Origin of the sequence: Desulfonatronovibrio magnus (assembly GCF_000934755.1) — a bacterium.
In the GTDB taxonomy this organism is placed as follows: Bacteria; Desulfobacterota; Desulfovibrionia; order Desulfovibrionales; family Desulfonatronovibrionaceae; genus Desulfonatronovibrio; species Desulfonatronovibrio magnus.
Window position 1 is genome coordinate 247,685 of the sequence record NZ_KN882175.1, and the last position, 20,461, is coordinate 268,145.

A 20,461-nucleotide genomic window follows, 5' to 3' on the forward strand; every position below is an offset into this window, starting at 1 on the left:
CATGTCAAAAACATGAATTCGACACAGTCAAGGATTTGAACTCAATGAACAGCATTACTGCTTCCAGCCTTAATAACCCTGTTCAGCAATATGCCAGCATCCAGAACAAAACATCTTCTGGAAAGAGCCATTTACCGACAAGGGTTGAATCAGTCCAGAAAAGCTTTGGCTTTAAATGGAAAAGCTTTGGAATTGAGTACCAGTCTGAAGACATCAGCATCGAAGAACCTGCAAGGCTGTCCAAAAGCTTTATGCATGAACTCAGAGAAGCATCTCAAATAAATTCCCTTCCAGCATACGAAACCAACTCCCATTATGGTCCATTGCAACCCAAATCAGCTGCTTCAGCTTATGCCAGACAATGGCAGGCTCCTCTGGAATACATCCGCCCCATGATCAACGTGGCAGTTTAGTGACTAACTCGGGCCGCACCCGCAACCACAATTTAAAAATGGATCGTTTAGTAATCTACTCTTGAAACCCTGTCATAAAAAACAATAAATTGTTGTCAGTTATCAATTAATTCTTGAAGAACAAAAGCCTGAATTCACTGCCCTACTCTGATAACAATTAACTAATAACAAATAACTTGGTTGTGGGCACAGCCCGCATTAGTTCAGGCGTTGAGTGGATTTTTCAACCATTCCCCTTCAGCCTTCAGCCTGAAAATCCTTTAACAACGTTTCAAACTTCAAGAGCGCAGAGTCAATACCCTGAATATCTGAACCTCCTGCCTGAGCCAGTTCAGGTCTTCCTCCTCCACTGCCTTTTACCTCTGCTGCCACTTCCTTGATTAGTGAAGGAGCAGTATACTTGCTGTGCAAATCTTTACTTACATATAATAGCAGCATGGGCTTTTCATTGATTACAGCAGCCAGCATCACAGCCCCTGAAGGCATCTTGGACCGGATATCGTCCATCAGTTTTCGAAGACTGTTCATGTCAGGGCTGTCAACCTTTCGAGCAATAACTCTAATTCCGCCTATATCTTTTGCTGATGCAGCCAGTTCCTTGCCCGCTCCAGAAGATAATTTTTCCTGCAACGCCTTGCTTTCCCGTGTTGCCTGGCGCAACTCCTCCACTAATGTCTGAACTTTATTCACAACCTTTTCTGGCCTGGATTTAAGTAAAGCTTGAAGCTCCCTGATAATAGCCCGGTTACTCTGCCACAACTTCAAAGCCTCCCATCCAGTAACAGCTTCTATACGACGAACACCAGCAGCTACTCCACCTTCACTAAGTATGCTAAAGCTTCCTGCCTGACCTGTAGACTGCAGATGAGTCCCACCGCAGAGTTCCATGGAGACATCTCCTAATGAAACCACCCTGACCTGGTCCGCATACTTTTCTCCAAACAAGGCCAGTGCCCCTTTCTGAACTGCCTGCTCATGTTCCATTTCATCGGTCTCAACAGGGATATCCGCAAGGATGGAAGCGTTGACATCATCTTCAATGCGCTGGAGCTCTTCACTATCAAGGGCCTTCATATGGGTAAAATCAAATCTGAGTCTGTTCTCATCCACAAGAGAACCTGCCTGTCGAACATGATCCCCCAATACCCGGCGAAGTGCAGCATGAAGCAAGTGAGTAACTGTATGGTTTCTGGCAACAGCAACCCTTTTTCCATCATCAACAGTCAAATCTATGGCTTGATCCTGGACAATGCTGCCCTGAGAAACTTTAACTCTGTGGACAATCATGCCACTTAAAGGCTTAAGTGTATCAAGCACTCTTGCTGTACCTGTCTTGGAAATTATCCTGCCGTTGTCCCCAACCTGCCCTCCTGACTCAGCATAAAACGGGGTGGTGGTGGATACAATCCACCCTTCTTGATCCTGCTTAAGTTCTTTGATAATTTCACCGTTGGAAAGAAGCAGAAAAGCTGCCCTGCCCTGCGATTTCAAGTGGTCGTAGCCTACAAAATCGACCTCAAAACCATCTCCTGCAGCCTTGGACAGAGCTTTAAACAAATTTTCAGCATCAGCGCCTTTCCATGAGGCCTTGGCTCTAATTTTCTGTTCGTCCATCAGGGCATTAAAACCTTGTTCATCAACAGTCAGCCCATTTTTCTCGGCAATATCGTTTACAATATCCAAAGGAAAGCCATAGGTGTCATAAAGTTTAAATGCAGCTTCCCCGGAAATCTGATCCTTACCTGAATTAATCACTAAGCTTATTTCATCTTCGAGAATGGAAAGTCCTTTTTCTAAGGTTTCGGCAAAACGTTCTTCTTCCTGTTTAATGGCTTTTTCCATGAATTCCCGGGTTTCCAGGAGTTCCGGGTATGCGTCCCCCATAGTTCTGGCGACTTCTGCTGCTACCTTATAGAGAAAAGGCTTTCGCATGCCGATACTGCGACCAAATCTGTAGGCTCGACGAATCAGCCTGCGCAGAATATATCCCCGGCCTTCATTGGATGGAAGAATGCTGTCGGCCACCATAAAGGCTCCGGCGCGGGCGTGATCAGCAATGACCCTCAAGGCAACATCACTGTCCTGATCTTGTCCGTACCGTATAGAGGCAAGCTGTGCCATATGATCAATAAGCTTGCGAAAAAGATCTGTATCATAATTGGAAAATACACCCTGACACACTGCACTGATTCTTTCCAAGCCCATACCAGTGTCAATGCTTGGCCTTGGAAGAGGATTAAGATTGCCCTGGTTGTCACGATCATACTGCATGAATACCAGGTTCCAGATTTCAAGGTAACGATCGCAGTCACATACTCCAATGGCGCACTCATCGCCACAGGACATGGCCTGCCCCTGGTCGTAAAGGATCTCTGAGCAGGGACCGCATGGTCCTGTATCACCCATAGACCAGAAATTATCTTTTTCCCCAAGGCGAAAGATGCGATTTTCAGGCACCCCTGCAATTTTGACCCACAAATCTCTTGCCTCGTCATCATCTTGAAAGATGGTTATGTACAGCTTCTCGCTGGCCAGTCCCAGTTCCCGGGTCAAAAAATCCCAGGCCAGTTCTATGGCCCTGGCCTTAAAGTAATCTCCAAAAGAAAAATTGCCCAGCATCTCAAAAAAGGTATGGTGTCTTGCTGTTCTGCCCACATTCTCCAGATCATTATGCTTTCCACCTACGCGCAGACATTTCTGGGAAGTTACTGCCTTGTCATAATCTCGCTTTTCCTGCCCCAGAAAAACAGACTTGAACTGCACCATCCCGGCATTAGTAAACAGCAGGGTAGGATCATTTTGTGGAACTAAGGAAGAGCTGGACACTAAGGAATGCCCGTTATTTTCAAAAAAACTCAGAAACTTGTCTCTGATTTGGGATGCGGTCAGCACAGGTATTTCTCCTTACTTTGATTCTTTTTTCGGTCCTTCCTCTAATGCTTTATCTTCAGCCTTGTCAGGCTCTTTTATACCCATATGCACCAGCAGATCATGTTCGATGGACTGAGCAATTTCAGTATTTTCCTGCAAAAAAGCCCTGACATTTTCCTTGCCCTGACCAAGACGCTCTGAACCATAAGCAAACCAGGCACCACTTTTGTCAACAATACCATGCTCCACGCCAAGGTCCAGGAGTTCGCCAACTCTTGATACTCCCATGCCGTACAGAATATCAAACTGAGTCTCCCTGAAGGGCGGGGCCACCTTGTTTTTAACCACTTTAACTCTGACGCGGTTGCCTACAATTTCATCTTTATCTTTCAAGGTCTGAATCTTGCGAATATCCATGCGGATGGTGGCATAAAACTTCAGGGCATTACCTCCGGAAGTGGTTTCCGGACTTCCGTAACCCATGGCTCCTATCTTCATTCTTATCTGATTTATGAACACCAGAGAAGTTTTGGACTTATGGATAGTTCCTGTCAGCTTGCGCATGGCATGAGACATTAATCTCGCCTGTCCCCCTACCTGGGTTTCGCCCATACTTCCTTCAAGCTCAGCCTGGGGTATCAGGGCTGCCACTGAATCCACAACAACCACATCCACTCCACCGGAGCGGACCAGCAGGTCAGCTATTTCCAGGGCCTGTTCACCATAGTCAGGCTGAGAAATGAGCAACTCCTCGGTGTTTACCCCCAGCCTTCGTGCATAACTGACATCTAATGCATGCTCTGCATCAACAAAGGCAGCTACGCCTCCCTTTTTCTGTGCTTCGGCTATAATATGCAAGGCAAGAGTGGTCTTTCCTGAAGATTCAGGGCCATATATCTCTGTGACCCTGCCTCTCGGAATACCGCCCAGCCCAAGGGCAAGATCAAGTCCAATGGAACCTGTAGGTATAAAGGGAATGGATTGATGAGCGTCATCGGAAAGCCGCATGACAGAACCCTGTCCATATTTACGCTCAATGGTGGTTATGGCTGTTTCCAGGGCCTCTTTACGTAACTCTTGTGGGGACAAACCTTTTTTGGCCATTGGTATCTCCAGAAATCATATCAGATTTTTGTAAAAGAATATGCTGACTGCCCTGTGTCTGCTGATCTTCCACTTCAGGAGGCTAAGTCACAGGCTGTACATGGACGTCCTTTGTCCTGGAGTCAGCGGTTCAGCATCAGACAAAAGATTACATGATACTGCTAAAATAAAATAAAATCAAACATGTTTTAAGGCCGTGAAGCTCCTGAAATGCCAGACTTTGGAAAACCTTGCAGTGACTTTCTTCCTGATGGGGGCTGTACCCGCAACCCAAAAAAAGATATTTGTATATGTTTAGCGCTTTTAAGGAAAGCAGGGGACAGTCTCGAAAAGTTACTCACTGGTTCAGTCCCGGCCACCCGGGTGTGGCACTTTAGAATCTATCCGAGCATATGCGCTATGATTATGAATGGACTCAAAACTTTCCACATCAACCTCATACCATCTGATTAAATGATGTCGGTCCAGACTTCTCGCAGCACGCCGCACCACATCTTCAACAAATGACGGCCTGGCAAAGGCTGCATCAGTTACATACTTTTCGTCTTCACGCTTCAACAGAGGATAGACAGGTGATGAGCCTGATTCAGAAGCAATATCAATCAGTTCTTCAAGCCAGAGTAATCCTTTAAATCCGCATTTAATCCGGACATTTGCTCTCTGGCTGTGAGCTCCCATTTTGCTGATGGCAAGAGAACAGGGGCACACAGTCATTACAGGTACTTCCACCCCGAGAGTCATGCGCACTTCTTTATCTTCCAGTTCACCGCACAAAAATGAATTAAAGTCCATGACAAACTCATTTCTGCTCATTGGTGCAGTGCGCACATAAAAATAGGGAAAATCGAATCTGACAACCGCCCGTTCTGCTTCAAGTCTGTGCCTGACACTTTCCAGGAGTTCCTTGAAGCTGTCATAGTCCAGCACTTTGGACCAGGCACTCAATACCTCAAGAAACCTGCTCATGTGTGTGCCTTTAAAACGGGCTGGAAGATCAACGCACAAATCGACCTGGGCCACTGTATGTTGACTGCCCTTGGAACGATCCTGAATCAGAAGGGGAATCTGCAGATTCTTAACCCCTACCCTGTCAATGGACAGAGGTACTTCCGACGGACCATTCTGGATGTCTTCCATCAGACAATATCCTTTCCGGTGGTGGTCAAATTCAGCTTGCCATGTTTGACCCCCTTTGTTGAAATGAGTCTTTGTGCAGTCTCTTTTATGTTTTTTCCGGTTCCACGCAGAATTAACACCTCAAGGCAGTTATGGTGATCCAGATGTATATGTAATGATGTGACTATTTCGTCCAGAGCTTCGTGTTGTATCTCTGTCAACTTTTGAGACAGATCACTCTGGTGATGGTCATAAACCAGAGACAGTACTCCCACGGTCTCCAGAGAATCATCCTGCCATTCTTTCTGCACCAAGGCACCGCGAATCAGATCCCGGATAGCCTCAGACCTTGTCTGGTAACTGCGTTCCTCGCAAAGATCGTCAAACTTTGTCAGCAGATCAAGATCCAAGGAAACACCAAAACGAATCGTCTTGCCCATACGGTCCTCCCATATATTGTTGCTATCCTGTTCAATGGACTCATCAATTCAATGATATTTCCATCAAGGTTACTAAAGCTGTGTTACAATTAACACTCACACTTTCCTGTTTAAGTTCTGTGATTGTAAAATTATTCTGTTGAAATAACTTCCAGACCTCTGCAGAAACATTTCTGCGGGGATCAGCTATCCAGATCACACCATGGGGCTTGAGGCAATGTCTGAAAAGGTCTATCAATGGGTAGCAGAAGCGCTTTTCATACAAAACATCTGCTGCCCATATAAAATCAAATGTTTTAGCCCTGAATCCGGGATGCCTCCAGTCCATCTGCACCCTGTTTAATCTGCCGGTCTTGTTCTGGTGTGCATTAACTCCAGTAAAATAAAGAGCATCCCACATAATATCCATGGCAGTAATATCAGCAAAGTTGCGGCTTGCAATTAAAGAACTTAAACCAAGACCACACCCAATATCAAGGCAGCGCCGGCCTCTGATCCGCCCGGACATGGAATTGATGTGCTCAGCCAGGACCATTGCTGCGGGCCATAACTCGGTCCAGTATGGAATATGATCCTCATCTTCTGGATTGTCCCCGGTCATCTGATCCCATAAATCTTCAAGATTGCCTGCCCTGTCAAGGATCCACTCTTCCTTAGATAACTTTACCAGGATTCTGGAAGAATTTACCATGCTGCTTTCTGATTCAGGCATGATCCCTGCCCGCAGGCAGGCTGCTGATAATTCCTACCATGGTTAGTGCGCCCACGAGGCCGAAAACATAACTTACCGGCAAAAAATCTATCCTGACCCACAAAGGGGCAAAATATAATATATCCTTAACCAGCAAATGACCGCCTTTGAGCAGCAAAACCGACAATATTCCTCCGCACATACCCTGAACAGCACCGGTAATAATCAAGGGCAGCCTGATATATCCTGAGCTTGCTCCAATCAGAGAAAGAATTTCCACTTCTTCCTTTCTGTTGATCTGATTGAGCTTTAAGGTATTGGCCACCACAAGCCCGGTAATGACAAACATCAGACCGATCAGGGGAACAAAAATTCTGGAGACAATATTCAGCCAGTTTCTGGCCATATCCATCTGCAGAGGATTATAGCTGATTCTGTCAATGCCTGGCAATTGCTGGAGATCATTATAAATTGACCTGGCCCGATTATCAGAATCGGATGATGCAAGAGAAAACTCGATCAAGGCTGTTGACGGGAGAGGGTTGGACTTACTCAGATGACCGGGATCAAAATCACTCCCCATGGAATCCACGAGAAGCTGCAAAGCCTGTTCTGGAGTAAAGGTTTCCACGGAGTCTATATCCCATTCAGCAATGAGTGCCCACTGCTCTTCTACTTCCTCCATGGGATAGCCATGTTCCCAGTAGACCTGATATTCTATCTTGTCTTGAGTGGTAGTCACTATGACATTGAAATTATAAAGAAGAAGCAGAAACAGTCCTGCCAGAAAAGACACAAATGTGACCGCACTCAGGGTAAAAATCTGAGCCCATTTGTTACGTCCCAGATTGAGCAGGCCCTGAATAAAAAGGTGAAAAAATATTCTCATGGGTTATTATCTTCAAGCGACCAGTTGGCGTCCACAATACTCCCATCTTTCAGGCATAGTGTCTTGGCGCTGTTCAGACTTTTGATCAGATCCTCGTTGTGAGTGGCAAACACTACAGTAGTGCCATGAACATGAAACTGTCTGAAGACTTCCATTAGCTGCCAGGAAAGCTTGGAATCAAGATTGCCCGTGGGCTCATCAGCAAGAAGTACCTGGGGGTTTACTACAACAGCCCTGGCCACAGCCACGCGCTGCTGTTCTCCTCCGGAAAGTTCCCTGCACAGGCACCATGATTTTTTGTCAAGCCTGAGACCACGCAACACCGCCCTTACCCTTTTCTGGACTTTATTTTTGACCATTCCCCTGACAATCAGAGGCAGGGCCACATTTTCCCAGACAGTGCGATCAGGCAAAATTTTGAAATCCTGAAACACTATTGCCACCTGCCGTCTGAGAAGATGCAGCTTTTTCTTGGGTAATGATTTAAGCTCAAAACCGGCTATGGATGCTGCTCCTCGCTGAAGGGGCAGGCTGCCATGCAATATGCGCATAAGTGTAGTCTTCCCGGCCCCGGAAGGTCCTGTAAGAAATAAAAAGTCACCCTTATTGAGAACAAAGGAAATATTCTTGAGGGCCCAGTAACGCCCGAAAGAGTGTGAAAGATACCTGGTATTAATCATATTGCAAATCAAATGATACAAACGCTGGTTGTGCCCGCAACTCAGTTATCTGTTATTTGTTAATTGTTATCAGGGTAAGGCAGAAAATTAAGGCTTTTGTTCTTCAACAATTAACTATTAACTGATAACTGATAACAATTTATTGTTTTTATCTACAGGATTGAAGCGGGTAAGTTACTAACGCGGGTTCTGCTTTTACCCACATTTGGTATAACCGCAGCTATTGCATACAAAACAGCCCTCCTGAAAGACCAGCTCACCTGAACAATCAGGACAGACCGGTTTATGCAGGCTCTTATAGTCACTGCCTTTCATTTTCTTGTCCTGAAGGTACCTGTTCTCAAGAACCCAGCCTACGGCATCAGGAATAGATAACAACAAACCTTTCTTTTGAAATACAGGATGTTCCCCGCCGATGCCCTTGATCTGTTTCACTACATCCCGGACATCAACCCCGGAACGAAGGGCCAGCGAAACCAGCCTGCCAATGGCCTCTGCCTTGGCTGTAATGGACCTGCCTGAACGGCCAATGGTGGCAAATACTTCAAAAGGCTTACCATCCACCTCATTTACTGTCAGGTATAGTTCGCCAAGTCCAGTCCTGACCTTCTGGGTAAAGCCGTAGACAATGTCCGGGCGCTCTTTGACTCCGGCACTGACAGTCTTTTCCTTGCTATCCTTGGCTTTTTGTCCGTCACCAGTACATAATACCTGTGAGCTTTTACATCCGTCTCTGTAGACTGTCACTCCCTTACAGCCCATTTCATAGGCCATCCAGTAAATACTCCATATGTCTTCAATCGTGGCTTCATGGGGCAAATTGACAGTTTTGGAAACTGCATTGTCAGTATATTTCTGAAAAGCTGCCTGCATCTTAAGGTGATACTCAGGAGAAATATCCATGGCTGTTACAAACACATCACGAAGAGACCGGCTCAAAAAGTCCATTTTACTGATGCTGCCCTTGCGGGCGATACTCTCCATTAACCCCACGCTGTGATCCTGAGATTTTTTCAGGGCTGCTTCAAGATGAGGATTCACCTCCACCAGCCTTTCTCCATCCATGACCTGACGGGTGAAGCTCAACGCAAACACAGGTTCAACGCCTGACGAACACCCTGCAATGATGGACAATGTTCCTGTAGGAGCAATGGTTGTGGTGGTAGCATTGCGATAAGGACCAAAATTCTGTCTGGCATAAACCGAATCATCATAACCAGGAAAAGGTCCTCTCTCAGAAGCAAGAATCTTGGATGCGGATTTGGATTCCTTTTCAACAAACTCCATAATCTTTTCAGCCAGAACTAATGCTTTATGACTATTATAAGGTATCTCAAGCTGAAACAAAAGATCTGCCCAGCCCATAACACCCAGCCCGATCTTGCGATTTTTCCGGACCATTTCAGTAATTCTGTCCAGCGGATATCTTGAAGCGTCTATAACGTTATCCAGAAAACGCACACTCAAATGAATTGTTTGCTTAAGTCCCTGCCAGTCAACTCCATCACCAGACTCAGGGGCATAAAATTTATCAAGATTGATGGAACCAAGATTACATGCTTCGTAAGGTAGCAATGGCTGCTCGCCACATGGATTTGTACTTTCAATCTCACCCTGCTCAGGAGTGGGATTGTCCCGATTGATACGATCCAGAAATATAATCCCGGGATCTCCACTTTCCCATGCCTTGTGAACCAGCAAAGAAAATACATCCCTGGCCTTAATTCTGTCTTTTTCCTTTCCAGTATGTGGAGCAATTAAAGGATATTCATCATCATTTTCCACCGCCTGCATGAAAACTTCTGTAAGACCGATGGAAAGATTAAAATTATTCAGATCACCGTCCCTCTCCTTAGCCCTGATAAAATCGATAATATCTGGATGATCCACTCGCAGAATACCCATATTGGCTCCACGCCGTGTTCCACCCTGTTTGACCTGTTCTGTGGCAGTATTGAAAATTTTCAAAAACGAAATAGGACCTGATGCAATGCCCCCTGTCGAGCCCACTCGGCTGGCTTTGGCTCTGAGCCTTGAAAAAGAAAAACCAGTGCCTCCTCCGGATTTATGTATCAAGGCAGCATACTTGATGGCATCAAAAATTTCTTCCATGGAGTCGCCTACCGGCAAAACAAAGCAGGCAGCAAGCTGACCAAGTTCTGTTCCAGCATTCATCAGGGTAGGTGAATTAGGCAAAAATTTAAATTCAATCATCATGTCATAAAAAATTCTTGCCAGTTCTTCTGCATTTAACGATGACTGCTCATATTTCTGTTCTTCGTTGGCTATGCTGGAGGCAACGCGCCAGAACATGGCTTTATAATCCTCGAGAGGCTGTCCATCCCCACCTTTTTGCAGGTATCTTTTATTTAAAACTGTCTTGGCATTATCGTTTAATATCGGCACCTTCAGGTCTGCCGGTAATGGGCTGGGCTTCATGTAAATCCTCTTATAATGGTTTTTTGTTCAAATCGACTGTATTTTTACAATACCTTTGTTCAGAAAAAGCCTTGCAATTCTTTATCACCTGGTTTTGAAATTGCGGTCATCCCCAAAATTTTACAATAATTCTCCAGGATATTCCAGAAAAAAAACAGAGACAAACGTATACTGTTTACAGCTTTTTATAAAATAAATATCAATGACTTGGCCAAAAGTTGCGGTTATGGTAGACTCAAATAATTTATATCAGTCACTATTACAGGCGCTTACAAGTAACTGGAATCATATTGGAAATAAAATCAAAGCATTATGTTTTTGCCATACAGATTGCTTTGGTCGCTTAGGCTCACTCTTGGGTGACAGGTTTTCAGCAACCACATCCCTGACACCTCAGGTGTCATTGCGAGCGAGTCTTCGAGCGCGGCAATCCCTAACGCGCTAAGGCTAATCTTTAGTTACTCACAGGTTCGGTCCCGGTCCGCCCGGGGGAGGAGTTTACAAGCAACTACAATCGTTTTGCTAATAAAATCAGATGTTTACAGTTTTTACATTTTTACGATTTTTGCTTATGATTGATGCTCATTTGCCTGATAATTTCCGTCAAAGATGAGAGCTTTGCGCCTGGCACAGGGACTGTCCCTCGCTGTGTAAATTTTATCATTAAGGCAAATTTCTACCATGAACCTATGCAACATCAATCTTTTTTATAGTACCTCGCGGGGACTGTCCCAACTTTCAGAAAAGTGACAGACTCGTAAAGTTACTCACAAGTTCGGTCCCGGTCCGCCCGGGGGAGGAGCTTCTAAACAATTGATACTATCTGAAAACGTAACATCTTTTCCTTTCCAGCCATGAAAAATGCATGAGCACTCTGGTTAATCCCAATGCTCAAAAAAATCCATAAGGTTTAAATTGTGAAAATTATTGTATCATTCATCAGCGTCCTGCTCTTCTTATATCTTGTCATACTGGGGTATATGTACCTGTTTCAACACAGGATGATATATATACCTTTTTCTCAAATTGAATCTGACCCGGAACAGATCGGCCTGAGTTATCAGGAAGTATACCTGGACTCCCAGGGGAAGGAGATCCATGGCTGGTTTATTCCGGCAGAGAATGAACGTGGCGTAATACTATTCTGTCATGGCAATGCAGGCAATATCTCTCATCGCCTGCAGACAATTTCCATATTTAACTCCCTGAATATGTCCACATTTATATTTGATTATCAGGGATATGGGAAAAGCAGCGGAAGGCCCGGGGAAAAAGCTACATACCAAGATGCTCTTGCTGCCTGGACATATCTGACCGAAACCCGAAACATCCAGGAGAACAGAATATTCATTTTCGGCCGCTCCCTTGGAGGTGCTGTTGCAGCCGAGCTTGGAGCACGCAAGTCTCCTGCAGGAATTGTTTTGGAGTCAACTTTTACCAGCGTTCCTGATCTTGGGTCTGAGCTTTTTAGATTTCTTCCAGTAAGACTTCTGTCGCGCTTCAAGTATAACACCTTAGAAAAAGTGGAAAGCTTTTCCGCTCCAGTTAAGATCATACACAGCCAGGATGACGAAATAATCCCTTTCCATCATGGGCGCACTCTTTACAAGGCTTCCCCGGAACCCAGATATTTTACTGAAATTTCAGGAGGGCACAATACAGGCTTTATGGAGAGTATTGAGGAATACACCATGGCTCTTGATGAATTTTTCGAAAGATATCAACCATCAGCAGAATGAGTGGTCAATATCCCGCACCTCATTCATAGAAAATGCCTGACAGATAATAAAGCCAGCACTCCGAAATCCTGAGCACTCACACTGATTGAATTAAAACAATCCACTCATAATTCTGGTCTATGGCTTGTCCTCATCAGAGCCGATATAGCAAGTCTGGTCTTCAGGTTTTTGTGCTGATTTTAAAGACTGCTCTGTAAAACCGTTAATGGGACCAAGGTACCTGCGGTCTCGTTCTGCCACAGGCGGACTCTGCATGTAGACCGTCATTAGATGTGCCAGAGATTCCATGGACCCAAGATGAGTCCTCTCGTAACCATGAGATGCATCTACACCAAAGCAGGTCAGCGCAGTTCTCAGATCATTGCCTGCTTCAATGGCTGAAGCGGCATCGCATCTATAGTAACGGAATACATCCCTTTGATGAAGAATCTTGTGCCTATGACAAAGTTCAATGAGCAGGTGTGTCAAGTGATAGTCAAAAGGTCCACTGGAGTCTTTGATACATATTGTTACGCCTTTCTCAAATCTGTTACGGCCTTCTACAAGAGGGGCATTATCAATACTGACCATTTCCGCCACATCACCATGCAAAATACCGGAAGCACCTGAACCAACCTCTTCAGAAATGGTAAAAAGCAGATGGCAGTCTATGGGCAGAGTGATCTCAGCTTCAACAACTGCATGCGCTGCAGCAAGCAGCACAGCCACCCCGGCCTTATTGTCGAGATGCCTGGCATTGACATAACCACCTGGGCTGATCTCTAAAGGTGAGTCAATGGATACCCAGTCCCCCACGTTAAAACCAAGTTCCACAAGATCATCAACACTCAAAGAGTCTTCGTCCACTCTGACCTCTAATTGATCCCAGGTGACAGGCTGAGTGTCAATTTCCTGGTCATAAGCATGTCCTGATGACTTAAGAGGCAAAATAGTCCCTCTACGGGCACCAAAATCGGTAAAAATACTGACTCTTGCACCCTCAGCAAACCGGCTGGACCAGGTTCCAATGGATGTTATGGACAAACGTCCATTACTCTTGAGCCTTGTAACCATGGCCCCCAAAGTATCTAAATGAGCTACCACAGCCCGGTCAGGAGATGATTTATGCCCTTTGATATCCGCCCTGATAGCTCCTCTCCTGGTCAACTCATAGCTGATGCCAAGATTCTCTAATTCATTACAGGTAAAATGAACAATTTTATCAGTGTAACCTGTGGGACTGGGAATATTCAAAAGTTTACCCAGTATTTTTTTCATATAATGCATGTCAATTGACAGTTTACTTTCCATTTACTTTTCCTTGATAATATTTCTGTAGCTGGTAAATCGACGAGTAACTTATACCCCTCGTACCCAACCTTCAGCCTCCAGCCTCTTCTCCAAATTGTAGCTGAAGCCACAAACAACAGGTAAGACACTAAGCCTGTCTCGGCATAATAATATCCACTCTTGTGCCCTGACCTTCCTTAGAAGATATCCAGAATCTTCCGTTAAACTGCTTTGTTACGCAATAAGCCTTGGTCAGGCCAAAGCCGCCTCCCATGGTTCTGCGCTCAACAGTGTTGGAAGCCCTGAACCCAAAGTCCACTACCCTTTGAACTTCTTCTTCCGGGATGCCCATACCTGTATCTTCAACGGAAAAGCGCAGATTCTGACCATCATCAAGCAGACCGGCTAAAACTTTTCCCCCGGGATCAGTATATTTACGTGCATTGGCTATGAGATCGCGCATTACATCCTGAAAAACCGGTGGCATGAAAATATGGTCTCCGTCTACACTTTCCATCTGAAAGGCTACAAAATAGTCCTTTGGAGTCCAGGCCGCAATATTATATACAAAACCGTATCTGCCCTTGCTGTTTCTGGCTATTGCTTCGAAAACATCCAGAAAATTCTGTTTAAGCTGACTCAAATCATGCTTTTCCCACTTATTCGGGGCTTTGTACCTGGCAAGAATCTCCTGAGCTCTGACTTTAAGTATATTCAATACAGAATTAATATTTTCTACCGACTCTCTGGCATCATCCTCATTTTGCAAATGAGGGTGGCTACTCAGCAGTTCCTGGACACGTTTCAAAATAAAATCAAGATGTTCATCAATGTTTTGGGCATACTCAACAATCTTGTCAGAATCAGTCAGACCATCCTTTATTTTAAAGCACAGACCAACACAATCCTGCATGCACTGATCCTGACCTGATAACATCTCAAGTATCTGCAATTCTCCCGAAATAATATTGATTACGTTGTAAAAACTGTGCATATCCAGCATAATACTGTCCTGGGGACTCATGGGGACATCCTTAATTATTTCCATGCTCATTCCTCCTTCAATGATTTTCTGCTTGTGCCGGGTACCTGGCTGTTTTGCCATGTCCACCTGTTTCACCTTTCAGTCACGCATAACTATCACACATGCTAACAGTTCAGCCCTTTGCGTATGGCACGGGATCTGGCTCTTCCGAGAACTACCTGTTTCAAAAATGATACTTTTAAACCATTGGTTGATTATCAAGTGGGCCTTAAGTGCCTGCTACCTGCTTTCCTTAAAAAAGCTAAACTGTTACCATACATAAACTGCATCAGCATAAAAGACAATGCTTTCACTTTGTCCCTTAAGAAAAAAGTCACTTTCATGATGAATAATCAAGCTTAGATAGCAGGATCGCCTGAAGGCAGGCTTGACTTTTTACTGTTCATAAGAGAATAATTACAATTTTTCGTTACAGTTTAGTTCATGACAGTTATGACGGAAGAGGTCTCCCGGAACTGATTTTTTATCTGTAAGCCTTGACCAGACTTAATCAAAAAACCGAAACTTGCCATAGCTGAACATTCAAACTGTAATAACTCTAACATCTTAGCCCTTTGCATGTGACACAGGGACTGATTCTTCCGGAATCCTATTGTCTCAAAAATGAGACGATTAAAACACTGGTTGATGCTCAACCGGGGCCCGGAATGTCTATCCCCTGCTTTCCTTAAATACAGCTAAGCTATTACTAACTGGACAGTCAAAAGTTCTTATGCAACTCTTTGGGTTTATTGCATTTTACAAGCTTTAGATATCCAGACGTTTACAAAGCCTAACTATTTGAAATCATAATATTTTTTTCTTAAACTAATAACAATTAACTGATAACTTTTAACTCTCAAGTTACTAAGAATCCAGGAGTTATTTATGCCGGTATTGGTAGTCAATGTTGATCATATAGCCACCATTAGACAGGCCAGAATGGGCAACGAACCTGACCCTGTGACTGCAGCCCACCTGGCGGAAATGGCCGGCGCAAGAGGGATAATTGTTCATCTGCGTGAAGACCGTAGACATATTCAGGACAGAGATGTAGAACTTTTGCGGTCCACCATCAAAACCAACCTTCACTTTGAAATGGCCGCGACTCGGGAAATGCAGGAAATAGCGCTTAAGACCATGCCGTACATGATATGTCTTGTCCCGGAAAAACGCCAGGAACTGACCACTGAAGGCGGACTGGAGTGCACTGGTCGTGAGAGCTTTTTGTCTGATTATCTTGCGCCCTTTCATGAAAAAAATATTCGCAGCAGCCTGTTTATTGATGCTGATCTTCATCAGATAGATGCTGCAGCAAAAGCAGGAACAGAATATATTGAAATCCACACAGGGCGATACTGCGATGCCGGAAATCACTTAGAGCAGCGCAAAGAACTGGACAGAATAATTGCAGGTATCACCCATGCCCGAAAAATTGGGCTCAAAGTCAACTTAGGACATGGGCTCAATTACCAGAACATTTTTGGATTTCAGCATGTACCTGGCATACATGAATACTCTATTGGTCACAGCATTATTTCCCGCGCTGTTCTTACAGGCATGTCCGAAGCAGTAGGAAGAATGGCGGACATTATCTCCGGGTTTAATAACACATAAATAAGCAGCTGATTTCAAGCATGTTGCAGGAGCTTAAAACCAGGTTTATCAGCTGCATCGCTAACAGGGGTTGTTATGTATCTGCCTTTGCCTACGCCCGGCGAGATGGGCGCATGGGACAGAATGGCCATGAATGAAGTGGGCATTCTTCCTGAAATACTAATGGAAAATGCCAGCCGTGAGGCCTTGAACGTAATTAAATTTCGATTTAACAGCTTCAAAGGAGGCTCAGCTCTGGTTTTTGCAGGGTCTGGCAACAATGGCGGTGATGCCTTTGCTTTGGCCAGACACCTCTGGAATCATGATGTCAAGGTTATGATTCTTCATTCCAAAAGGCTTAAGGAGTACCAGGGGGCAGCGGGGTACCATCTATCCCTGGTCAAAACTCTTAACATTCCCCTCATGTACCTGCACGAGTACAATCTGGATTTTTTAAAAGACGTTGACATTATCGTTGATGGTCTTTTGGGTACCGGATTCAGCGGAGAGTTGCGCCAGGACTATGTGGACTGGATTAAAGCCATTAACAAGCTCGGTTGCAAAAGCTATGTTATTTCACTTGACATTCCGTCCGGCATAAACGGCATTACCGGCAAGCCTAACCCGGTAGCAGTCAAAGCTGACGATACCATTACTTTTGAAGAAGCCAAGCTGGGACTGCTTCAAGCTGATGCCAGAGAATTTACCGGATGTCTGTCAGTTGGAAAAATCGGAATACCCAAAAAAATCAAGCGCGACAATCCTCCTCAGCACTTTGGCATGACCGTGCAGGTTCTGGAACAGCTGGCCTTCCCCAAAAAGACCATGCACAAGGGCCATGGCGGACATGTTCTAATAATTGGTGGCTCATCAGGAATGTCAGGAGCTGCACTGCTCAGTGCCCTTGGAGCTCTACGTTCAGGTGCAGGACTGGTTACCATTGCCTGCCCCGCAGGATTGACCGGAGACATCCGATCCTGCTGGCCGGAAATAATGCTTTTACCTCTTGGCAATGCTAAATCATGGAGCCAGGAACTTATGGACGAACTTACCCCTGAGCTTCACCGTTTTACATCAATTGTAATCGGACCCGGTATGGGAAGAGATGAATCAACCCGAGATTTTATCAGATCTTTTGCACGCCAGACTGCCAATAAAATTATTTTTGATGCTGATGCTCTATTTCTTTTAGCATCTGATCAAGAACTGATAAAAACTTTGCCCGATAAAAAAAATGCTGTCTTTACACCTCATCCAGGCGAGATGGCCAGATTTTTCAACGTGCCTGCTTCAGATATCAATCTGGACCGCACAAAATTTGCCAGAGAATTTGTACAGAAATTTCAGGTAAACCTTGTACTCAAAGGAGCAGGAACAATCATTGCCAGCCCGGATTCACCTTTTTATGTGTCTCCATTTGCAGCTCCAAACCTCGCAGTCGGAGGATCAGGCGATGTCCTTGCAGGTGTCATAGCCAGCCTTATGGGCCAGCAACTTTCTCCTGTTGATGCCTGCAATATTGGAGTATACTGGCACGGCCTTGCAGGTAAGGAGCTTGAAAAAAAATATCCCCTTAGAGGGAATCTGGCCAGAGAAATTGCAGATTATCTGCCTGCAGTGCTGGCAAAAGTCCGCGAAAACGAAAACAAGACTTGCCTCACAGACTGAAATTTCATCATTGGTTACAGTTCTGCCCACTGACAGCACCCTGCTTTCCTTAACACGGCTAAACTGATAACTTCACAGGAAAAAGGAAGTAAAAATATGATAACAGCTCAGGATATAATGACCCCTGACCCCATCACGCTGACCCCTGAAACAGAAATCCCTGAAGCCGCAACCCTGCTGCTGGAAAAAAATATCAACGGCATTCCAGTTGTGGATAAGGATAACCAACTCATTGGAATAATCTGTCAAAGCGATCTGGTGTCATTGCAGCGCAAGTTCCCTCTTCCCTCAATCTTTACTGTTCTTGACAGCCTGTTTCCATTGTCATCCACCACAAAACTGGAAAGAGAAATAAAAAAAATTGCAGCTGCCAAGGTTGAAGATGCCATGACAACCAAACCCAAGTCTGTCTTAAAGGACACTACGCTTGAAGAACTGGCTGAGATTATGGTTGTTCGTAAATACCATACTTTACCAGTGGTGGAGGACGGAAAACTGATTGGGGTGGTAGGCAAGGCTGATGTTCTGAAAACTCTTATGAAACAGGAATAAACATTGACTGGTAGATCATTTCTGCTTTCAGACGAATCTGCAACCATAAGGCTTGGCCTGTCTATAGGCTCCACAATGCTTCAGCACGGGCTTTTTCCGCCTGTTCTCCTCAAAGGACCTTTGGGAGCGGGAAAAACCTGTATTGCAAAAGGAATTGTGAAAAGTTTACCCGGCAGCAAGGATGCCGAAGTCAGCAGTCCCAGTTTTAATATTCTGAATATTTATCCCACTAAGCCCCCAACAGCTCATTTTGACCTTTACCGCTTAGAAGGAGCATATCTCGATCCGGAAAGCGAGGATATCATACTGAGCAATAAAATGCTTGTGCTTATTGAGTGGAGCGAATATTTACCACCGGAAATTGTCTTCAAAGATGCATTGAATATAATTTTCAGATCATTGGACCCTGGCAGAACGGTAGTTATTGAAAGCACCAGTCCGCTTGTTTCATATATTGAAAGCTTGACAGGTTGACAGCTGTTTGTGAATGATATTTTGTCAGGTGTCTAATGTGAGCTGTGCCCACAACCTGCTGATGGCTGATAGCTGGTGGTTGATTAAAGCACGGACTACTCCCCTCCTTTTCAATGAGGGGGTTGTTGTTTTCTTGTTCACAGGCTTCAGCCTGGGAACACCTCTTTTTTAGTAAAACAAAAGACAGACACTCAAATGACACAAGTAACAAGCTAAGCTTTTACAAATACCCATTTTTAAGGAGAAAACTTGGATGCGAATTTTGGTCCAGAAATACGGTGGAACATCAGTTGCTGATTACGAATGCATGAGTCAGGTCAGGGACAAGGTCCTTGGAAACCTGGATAAAGGATACAAGGTTATTGTTGTCCTCTCAGCCATGTCCGGAGAAACCAACCGGCTTATCGAACTGGCCTCAAAATGGTCTAAAAGGCCTGACCCATGCGAGATGGATGTTTTATTATCCACAGGCGAACAGACTTCCATTGCCTTGTTTACCATGATGCTCAAGGATTATGGGATTAAGGCCAGGTCTTTTCTGGGTTTTCAAATCCCTATTCAGACTGATAAAAGCTTTGGTAAAGCCCGTATTCTGGATATAGACAAGGATCGGGTGGAAGAAATACTTGAGAAGTATGATGTTCTTGTGGTTGCAGGTTTTCAGGGGTGTGACTGTGAGCAGCGCATAACCACTCTCGGCCGTGGAGGGTCTGACACGTCTGCTGTTGCCATGGCCGCAGCCTTGGATGCAGAGGTCTGTGAAATTTATACTGATGTTGACGGCGTCTACACTACTGATCCAAATATTTGCCCCCAGGCTAGAAAGATCAATAAAATCGCTTATGATGAGATGCTTGAGATGGCCAGCATGGGAGCTAAAGTGCTTCAAATCAGATCAGTGGAATTCGCTAAAAAATATAACGTTCCCATTCATGTTCGCTCCACTTTTTCAGCTGAGCAGGGAACACTGGTAGTTCAGGAGGATATAAGCATGGAATCAGCAATGGTATCGGGTGTGGCATACGATAAAGATCAGGCCAGAATTACTCTGGTTGATGTCTATGATGAACCAGGCGTGGCGGCCAAAATTTTTGAACCAATATCTGCAGCTAATATTGTTGTGGATATGATTGTTCAGAACCCCAGTCGTGAAGGCAAGACTGACATGACCTTTACCGTTCCCAAAAGCAATATTGAAGAAACCCTGAACATTCTAAAGCGTAAAAATGAAGATATTGGCGCAAGAGCCATCCTGCATGATGCAGATGTAGCCAAGGTTTCAGTCATTGGTGTAGGTATGCGCAACCATTCAGGAGTTGCTGCCATTGCGTTTTCCGCATTGAAAAACGAGAATATAAATATCATGATTATCAGCACTTCAGAAATTAAGATTTCCTGTCTGATAGAAGAAAAATATACAGAACTCGCAGTAAGAACTCTCCATGAAGCCTTCGGGCTCGACCAGGAGCCACCCAAACAGGTCTGCTGATTATCCA

Annotated in this window: 17 protein-coding genes; 7 read left to right on the plus strand and 10 right to left on the minus strand. The window is 44.8% G+C overall.

Going from position 1 to position 20,461, the window contains the following annotated elements; all coding sequences use genetic code 11:
- The first annotated feature begins 44 nt into the window (after positions 1-44).
- Complete coding sequence (locus tag LZ23_RS13070) at positions 45-413, plus strand: hypothetical protein (protein WP_045214833.1); 369 nt, start codon at positions 45-47, stop codon at positions 411-413.
- Between the two features lie 237 nt (positions 414-650).
- On the opposite strand, the gene alaS is transcribed toward LZ23_RS13070, so the two are convergent.
- The 8 genes from alaS to LZ23_RS13110 form a co-directional block, all read right to left on the minus strand.
- The gene (alaS, locus tag LZ23_RS13075) at positions 651-3,305 is read right to left on the minus strand and encodes an alanine--tRNA ligase (protein WP_045214835.1); all 2,655 of its coding nucleotides are present in this window, start codon (positions 3,303-3,305) and stop codon (positions 651-653) included.
- Between the two features lie 12 nt (positions 3,306-3,317).
- Positions 3,318-4,388 (minus strand): recombinase RecA, encoded by a 1,071-nt coding sequence (gene recA, locus LZ23_RS13080; protein ID WP_045214836.1) that lies wholly within the window; start codon positions 4,386-4,388, stop codon positions 3,318-3,320.
- A gap of 345 nt (positions 4,389-4,733) precedes the next feature.
- Entirely contained in the window at positions 4,734-5,525 is a 792-nt protein-coding gene (gene folE2, locus LZ23_RS13085; RefSeq protein WP_045214838.1) for a GTP cyclohydrolase FolE2, read from the minus strand.
- Positions 5,525-5,944 (minus strand): nickel-responsive transcriptional regulator NikR, encoded by a 420-nt coding sequence (gene nikR / locus LZ23_RS13090; RefSeq protein ID WP_045214839.1) that lies wholly within the window; start codon positions 5,942-5,944, stop codon positions 5,525-5,527. Before nikR ends, folE2 begins: the two co-directional genes overlap by 1 nt.
- A gap of 43 nt (positions 5,945-5,987) precedes the next feature.
- Positions 5,988-6,656 carry a class I SAM-dependent methyltransferase gene (locus tag LZ23_RS13095; RefSeq protein WP_045214841.1) on the minus strand — a complete coding sequence of 223 codons (669 nt, stop codon included), beginning with the start codon at positions 6,654-6,656 and terminating at the stop codon, positions 5,988-5,990.
- Positions 6,649-7,524 carry a cell division protein FtsX gene (locus LZ23_RS13100; RefSeq protein WP_045214843.1) on the minus strand — a complete coding sequence of 292 codons (876 nt, stop codon included), beginning with the start codon at positions 7,522-7,524 and terminating at the stop codon, positions 6,649-6,651. The genes LZ23_RS13095 and LZ23_RS13100 overlap by 8 nt, the downstream gene beginning before the upstream one ends.
- Entirely contained in the window at positions 7,521-8,204 is a 684-nt protein-coding gene (gene ftsE, locus LZ23_RS13105) for a cell division ATP-binding protein FtsE (RefSeq protein WP_045214845.1), read from the minus strand. The genes LZ23_RS13100 and ftsE overlap by 4 nt, the downstream gene beginning before the upstream one ends.
- A gap of 195 nt (positions 8,205-8,399) precedes the next feature.
- Positions 8,400-10,643 carry a vitamin B12-dependent ribonucleotide reductase gene (locus tag LZ23_RS13110; protein ID WP_045214847.1) on the minus strand — a complete coding sequence of 748 codons (2,244 nt, stop codon included), beginning with the start codon at positions 10,641-10,643 and terminating at the stop codon, positions 8,400-8,402.
- Between the two features lie 917 nt (positions 10,644-11,560).
- On the opposite strand from LZ23_RS13110, the gene LZ23_RS13115 reads away from it, so the two are divergent.
- Positions 11,561-12,382 carry an alpha/beta hydrolase gene (locus LZ23_RS13115; protein ID WP_232300493.1) on the plus strand — a complete coding sequence of 274 codons (822 nt, stop codon included), beginning with the start codon at positions 11,561-11,563 and terminating at the stop codon, positions 12,380-12,382.
- Between the two features lie 117 nt (positions 12,383-12,499).
- Here LZ23_RS13115 and LZ23_RS13120 read toward each other — a convergent pair whose 3' ends face one another.
- Both LZ23_RS13120 and LZ23_RS13125 read right to left on the minus strand, forming a co-directional pair.
- Entirely contained in the window at positions 12,500-13,672 is a 1,173-nt protein-coding gene (locus LZ23_RS13120) for an osmoprotectant NAGGN system M42 family peptidase (protein WP_045214849.1), read from the minus strand.
- A gap of 127 nt (positions 13,673-13,799) precedes the next feature.
- Positions 13,800-14,756: a sensor histidine kinase gene (locus LZ23_RS13125; RefSeq protein WP_157493227.1), complete on the minus strand. Its 957-nt coding sequence runs from the start codon at positions 14,754-14,756 to the stop codon at positions 13,800-13,802.
- A gap of 807 nt (positions 14,757-15,563) precedes the next feature.
- On the opposite strand from LZ23_RS13125, the gene LZ23_RS13135 reads away from it, so the two are divergent.
- From LZ23_RS13135 to LZ23_RS13155, 5 genes are all read left to right on the plus strand, one after another.
- Positions 15,564-16,292 carry a pyridoxine 5'-phosphate synthase gene (locus LZ23_RS13135; protein WP_045214854.1) on the plus strand — a complete coding sequence of 243 codons (729 nt, stop codon included), beginning with the start codon at positions 15,564-15,566 and terminating at the stop codon, positions 16,290-16,292.
- A gap of 75 nt (positions 16,293-16,367) precedes the next feature.
- The gene (locus LZ23_RS13140) at positions 16,368-17,939 is read left to right on the plus strand and encodes a bifunctional ADP-dependent NAD(P)H-hydrate dehydratase/NAD(P)H-hydrate epimerase (RefSeq protein ID WP_045214856.1); all 1,572 of its coding nucleotides are present in this window, start codon (positions 16,368-16,370) and stop codon (positions 17,937-17,939) included.
- 96 nt (positions 17,940-18,035) lie between these two features.
- The gene (locus LZ23_RS13145; RefSeq protein WP_045214857.1) at positions 18,036-18,491 is read left to right on the plus strand and encodes a CBS domain-containing protein; all 456 of its coding nucleotides are present in this window, start codon (positions 18,036-18,038) and stop codon (positions 18,489-18,491) included.
- Positions 18,492-18,494: 3 nt separating this feature from the next.
- Entirely contained in the window at positions 18,495-18,965 is a 471-nt protein-coding gene (gene tsaE / locus LZ23_RS13150) for a tRNA (adenosine(37)-N6)-threonylcarbamoyltransferase complex ATPase subunit type 1 TsaE (protein WP_045214858.1), read from the plus strand.
- 253 nt (positions 18,966-19,218) lie between these two features.
- On the plus strand, positions 19,219-20,454 hold the full coding sequence (locus tag LZ23_RS13155; RefSeq protein WP_045214860.1) for an aspartate kinase: 1,236 nt from the start codon (positions 19,219-19,221) through the stop codon (positions 20,452-20,454).
- Positions 20,455-20,461 lie beyond the last annotated feature (7 nt).

What these genes read in the sequence shown, in the direction of transcription:
- LZ23_RS13070 (WP_045214833.1), top strand. Translation starts at nt 45, where the DNA reads ATGAACAGCATTACTGCTTCCAGCCTTAATAACCCTGTTCAGCAATAT.
- recA (WP_045214836.1), bottom strand. Translation starts at nt 4,388, where the DNA reads ATGGCCAAAAAAGGTTTGTCCCCACAAGAGTTACGTAAAGAGGCCCTG.
- folE2 (WP_045214838.1), bottom strand. Translation starts at nt 5,525, where the DNA reads ATGGAAGACATCCAGAATGGTCCGTCGGAAGTACCTCTGTCCATTGAC.
- nikR (WP_045214839.1), bottom strand. Translation starts at nt 5,944, where the DNA reads ATGGGCAAGACGATTCGTTTTGGTGTTTCCTTGGATCTTGATCTGCTG.
- LZ23_RS13095 (WP_045214841.1), bottom strand. Translation starts at nt 6,656, where the DNA reads ATGCCTGAATCAGAAAGCAGCATGGTAAATTCTTCCAGAATCCTGGTA.
- LZ23_RS13100 (WP_045214843.1), bottom strand. Translation starts at nt 7,524, where the DNA reads ATGAGAATATTTTTTCACCTTTTTATTCAGGGCCTGCTCAATCTGGGA.
- ftsE (WP_045214845.1), bottom strand. Translation starts at nt 8,204, where the DNA reads ATGATTAATACCAGGTATCTTTCACACTCTTTCGGGCGTTACTGGGCC.
- LZ23_RS13110 (WP_045214847.1), bottom strand. Translation starts at nt 10,643, where the DNA reads ATGAAGCCCAGCCCATTACCGGCAGACCTGAAGGTGCCGATATTAAAC.
- LZ23_RS13120 (WP_045214849.1), bottom strand. Translation starts at nt 13,672, where the DNA reads ATGGAAAGTAAACTGTCAATTGACATGCATTATATGAAAAAAATACTG.
- LZ23_RS13125 (WP_157493227.1), bottom strand. Translation starts at nt 14,756, where the DNA reads ATGGCAAAACAGCCAGGTACCCGGCACAAGCAGAAAATCATTGAAGGA.
- LZ23_RS13135 (WP_045214854.1), top strand. Translation starts at nt 15,564, where the DNA reads ATGCCGGTATTGGTAGTCAATGTTGATCATATAGCCACCATTAGACAG.
- LZ23_RS13140 (WP_045214856.1), top strand. Translation starts at nt 16,368, where the DNA reads ATGTATCTGCCTTTGCCTACGCCCGGCGAGATGGGCGCATGGGACAGA.
- LZ23_RS13145 (WP_045214857.1), top strand. Translation starts at nt 18,036, where the DNA reads ATGATAACAGCTCAGGATATAATGACCCCTGACCCCATCACGCTGACC.
- LZ23_RS13155 (WP_045214860.1), top strand. Translation starts at nt 19,219, where the DNA reads ATGCGAATTTTGGTCCAGAAATACGGTGGAACATCAGTTGCTGATTAC.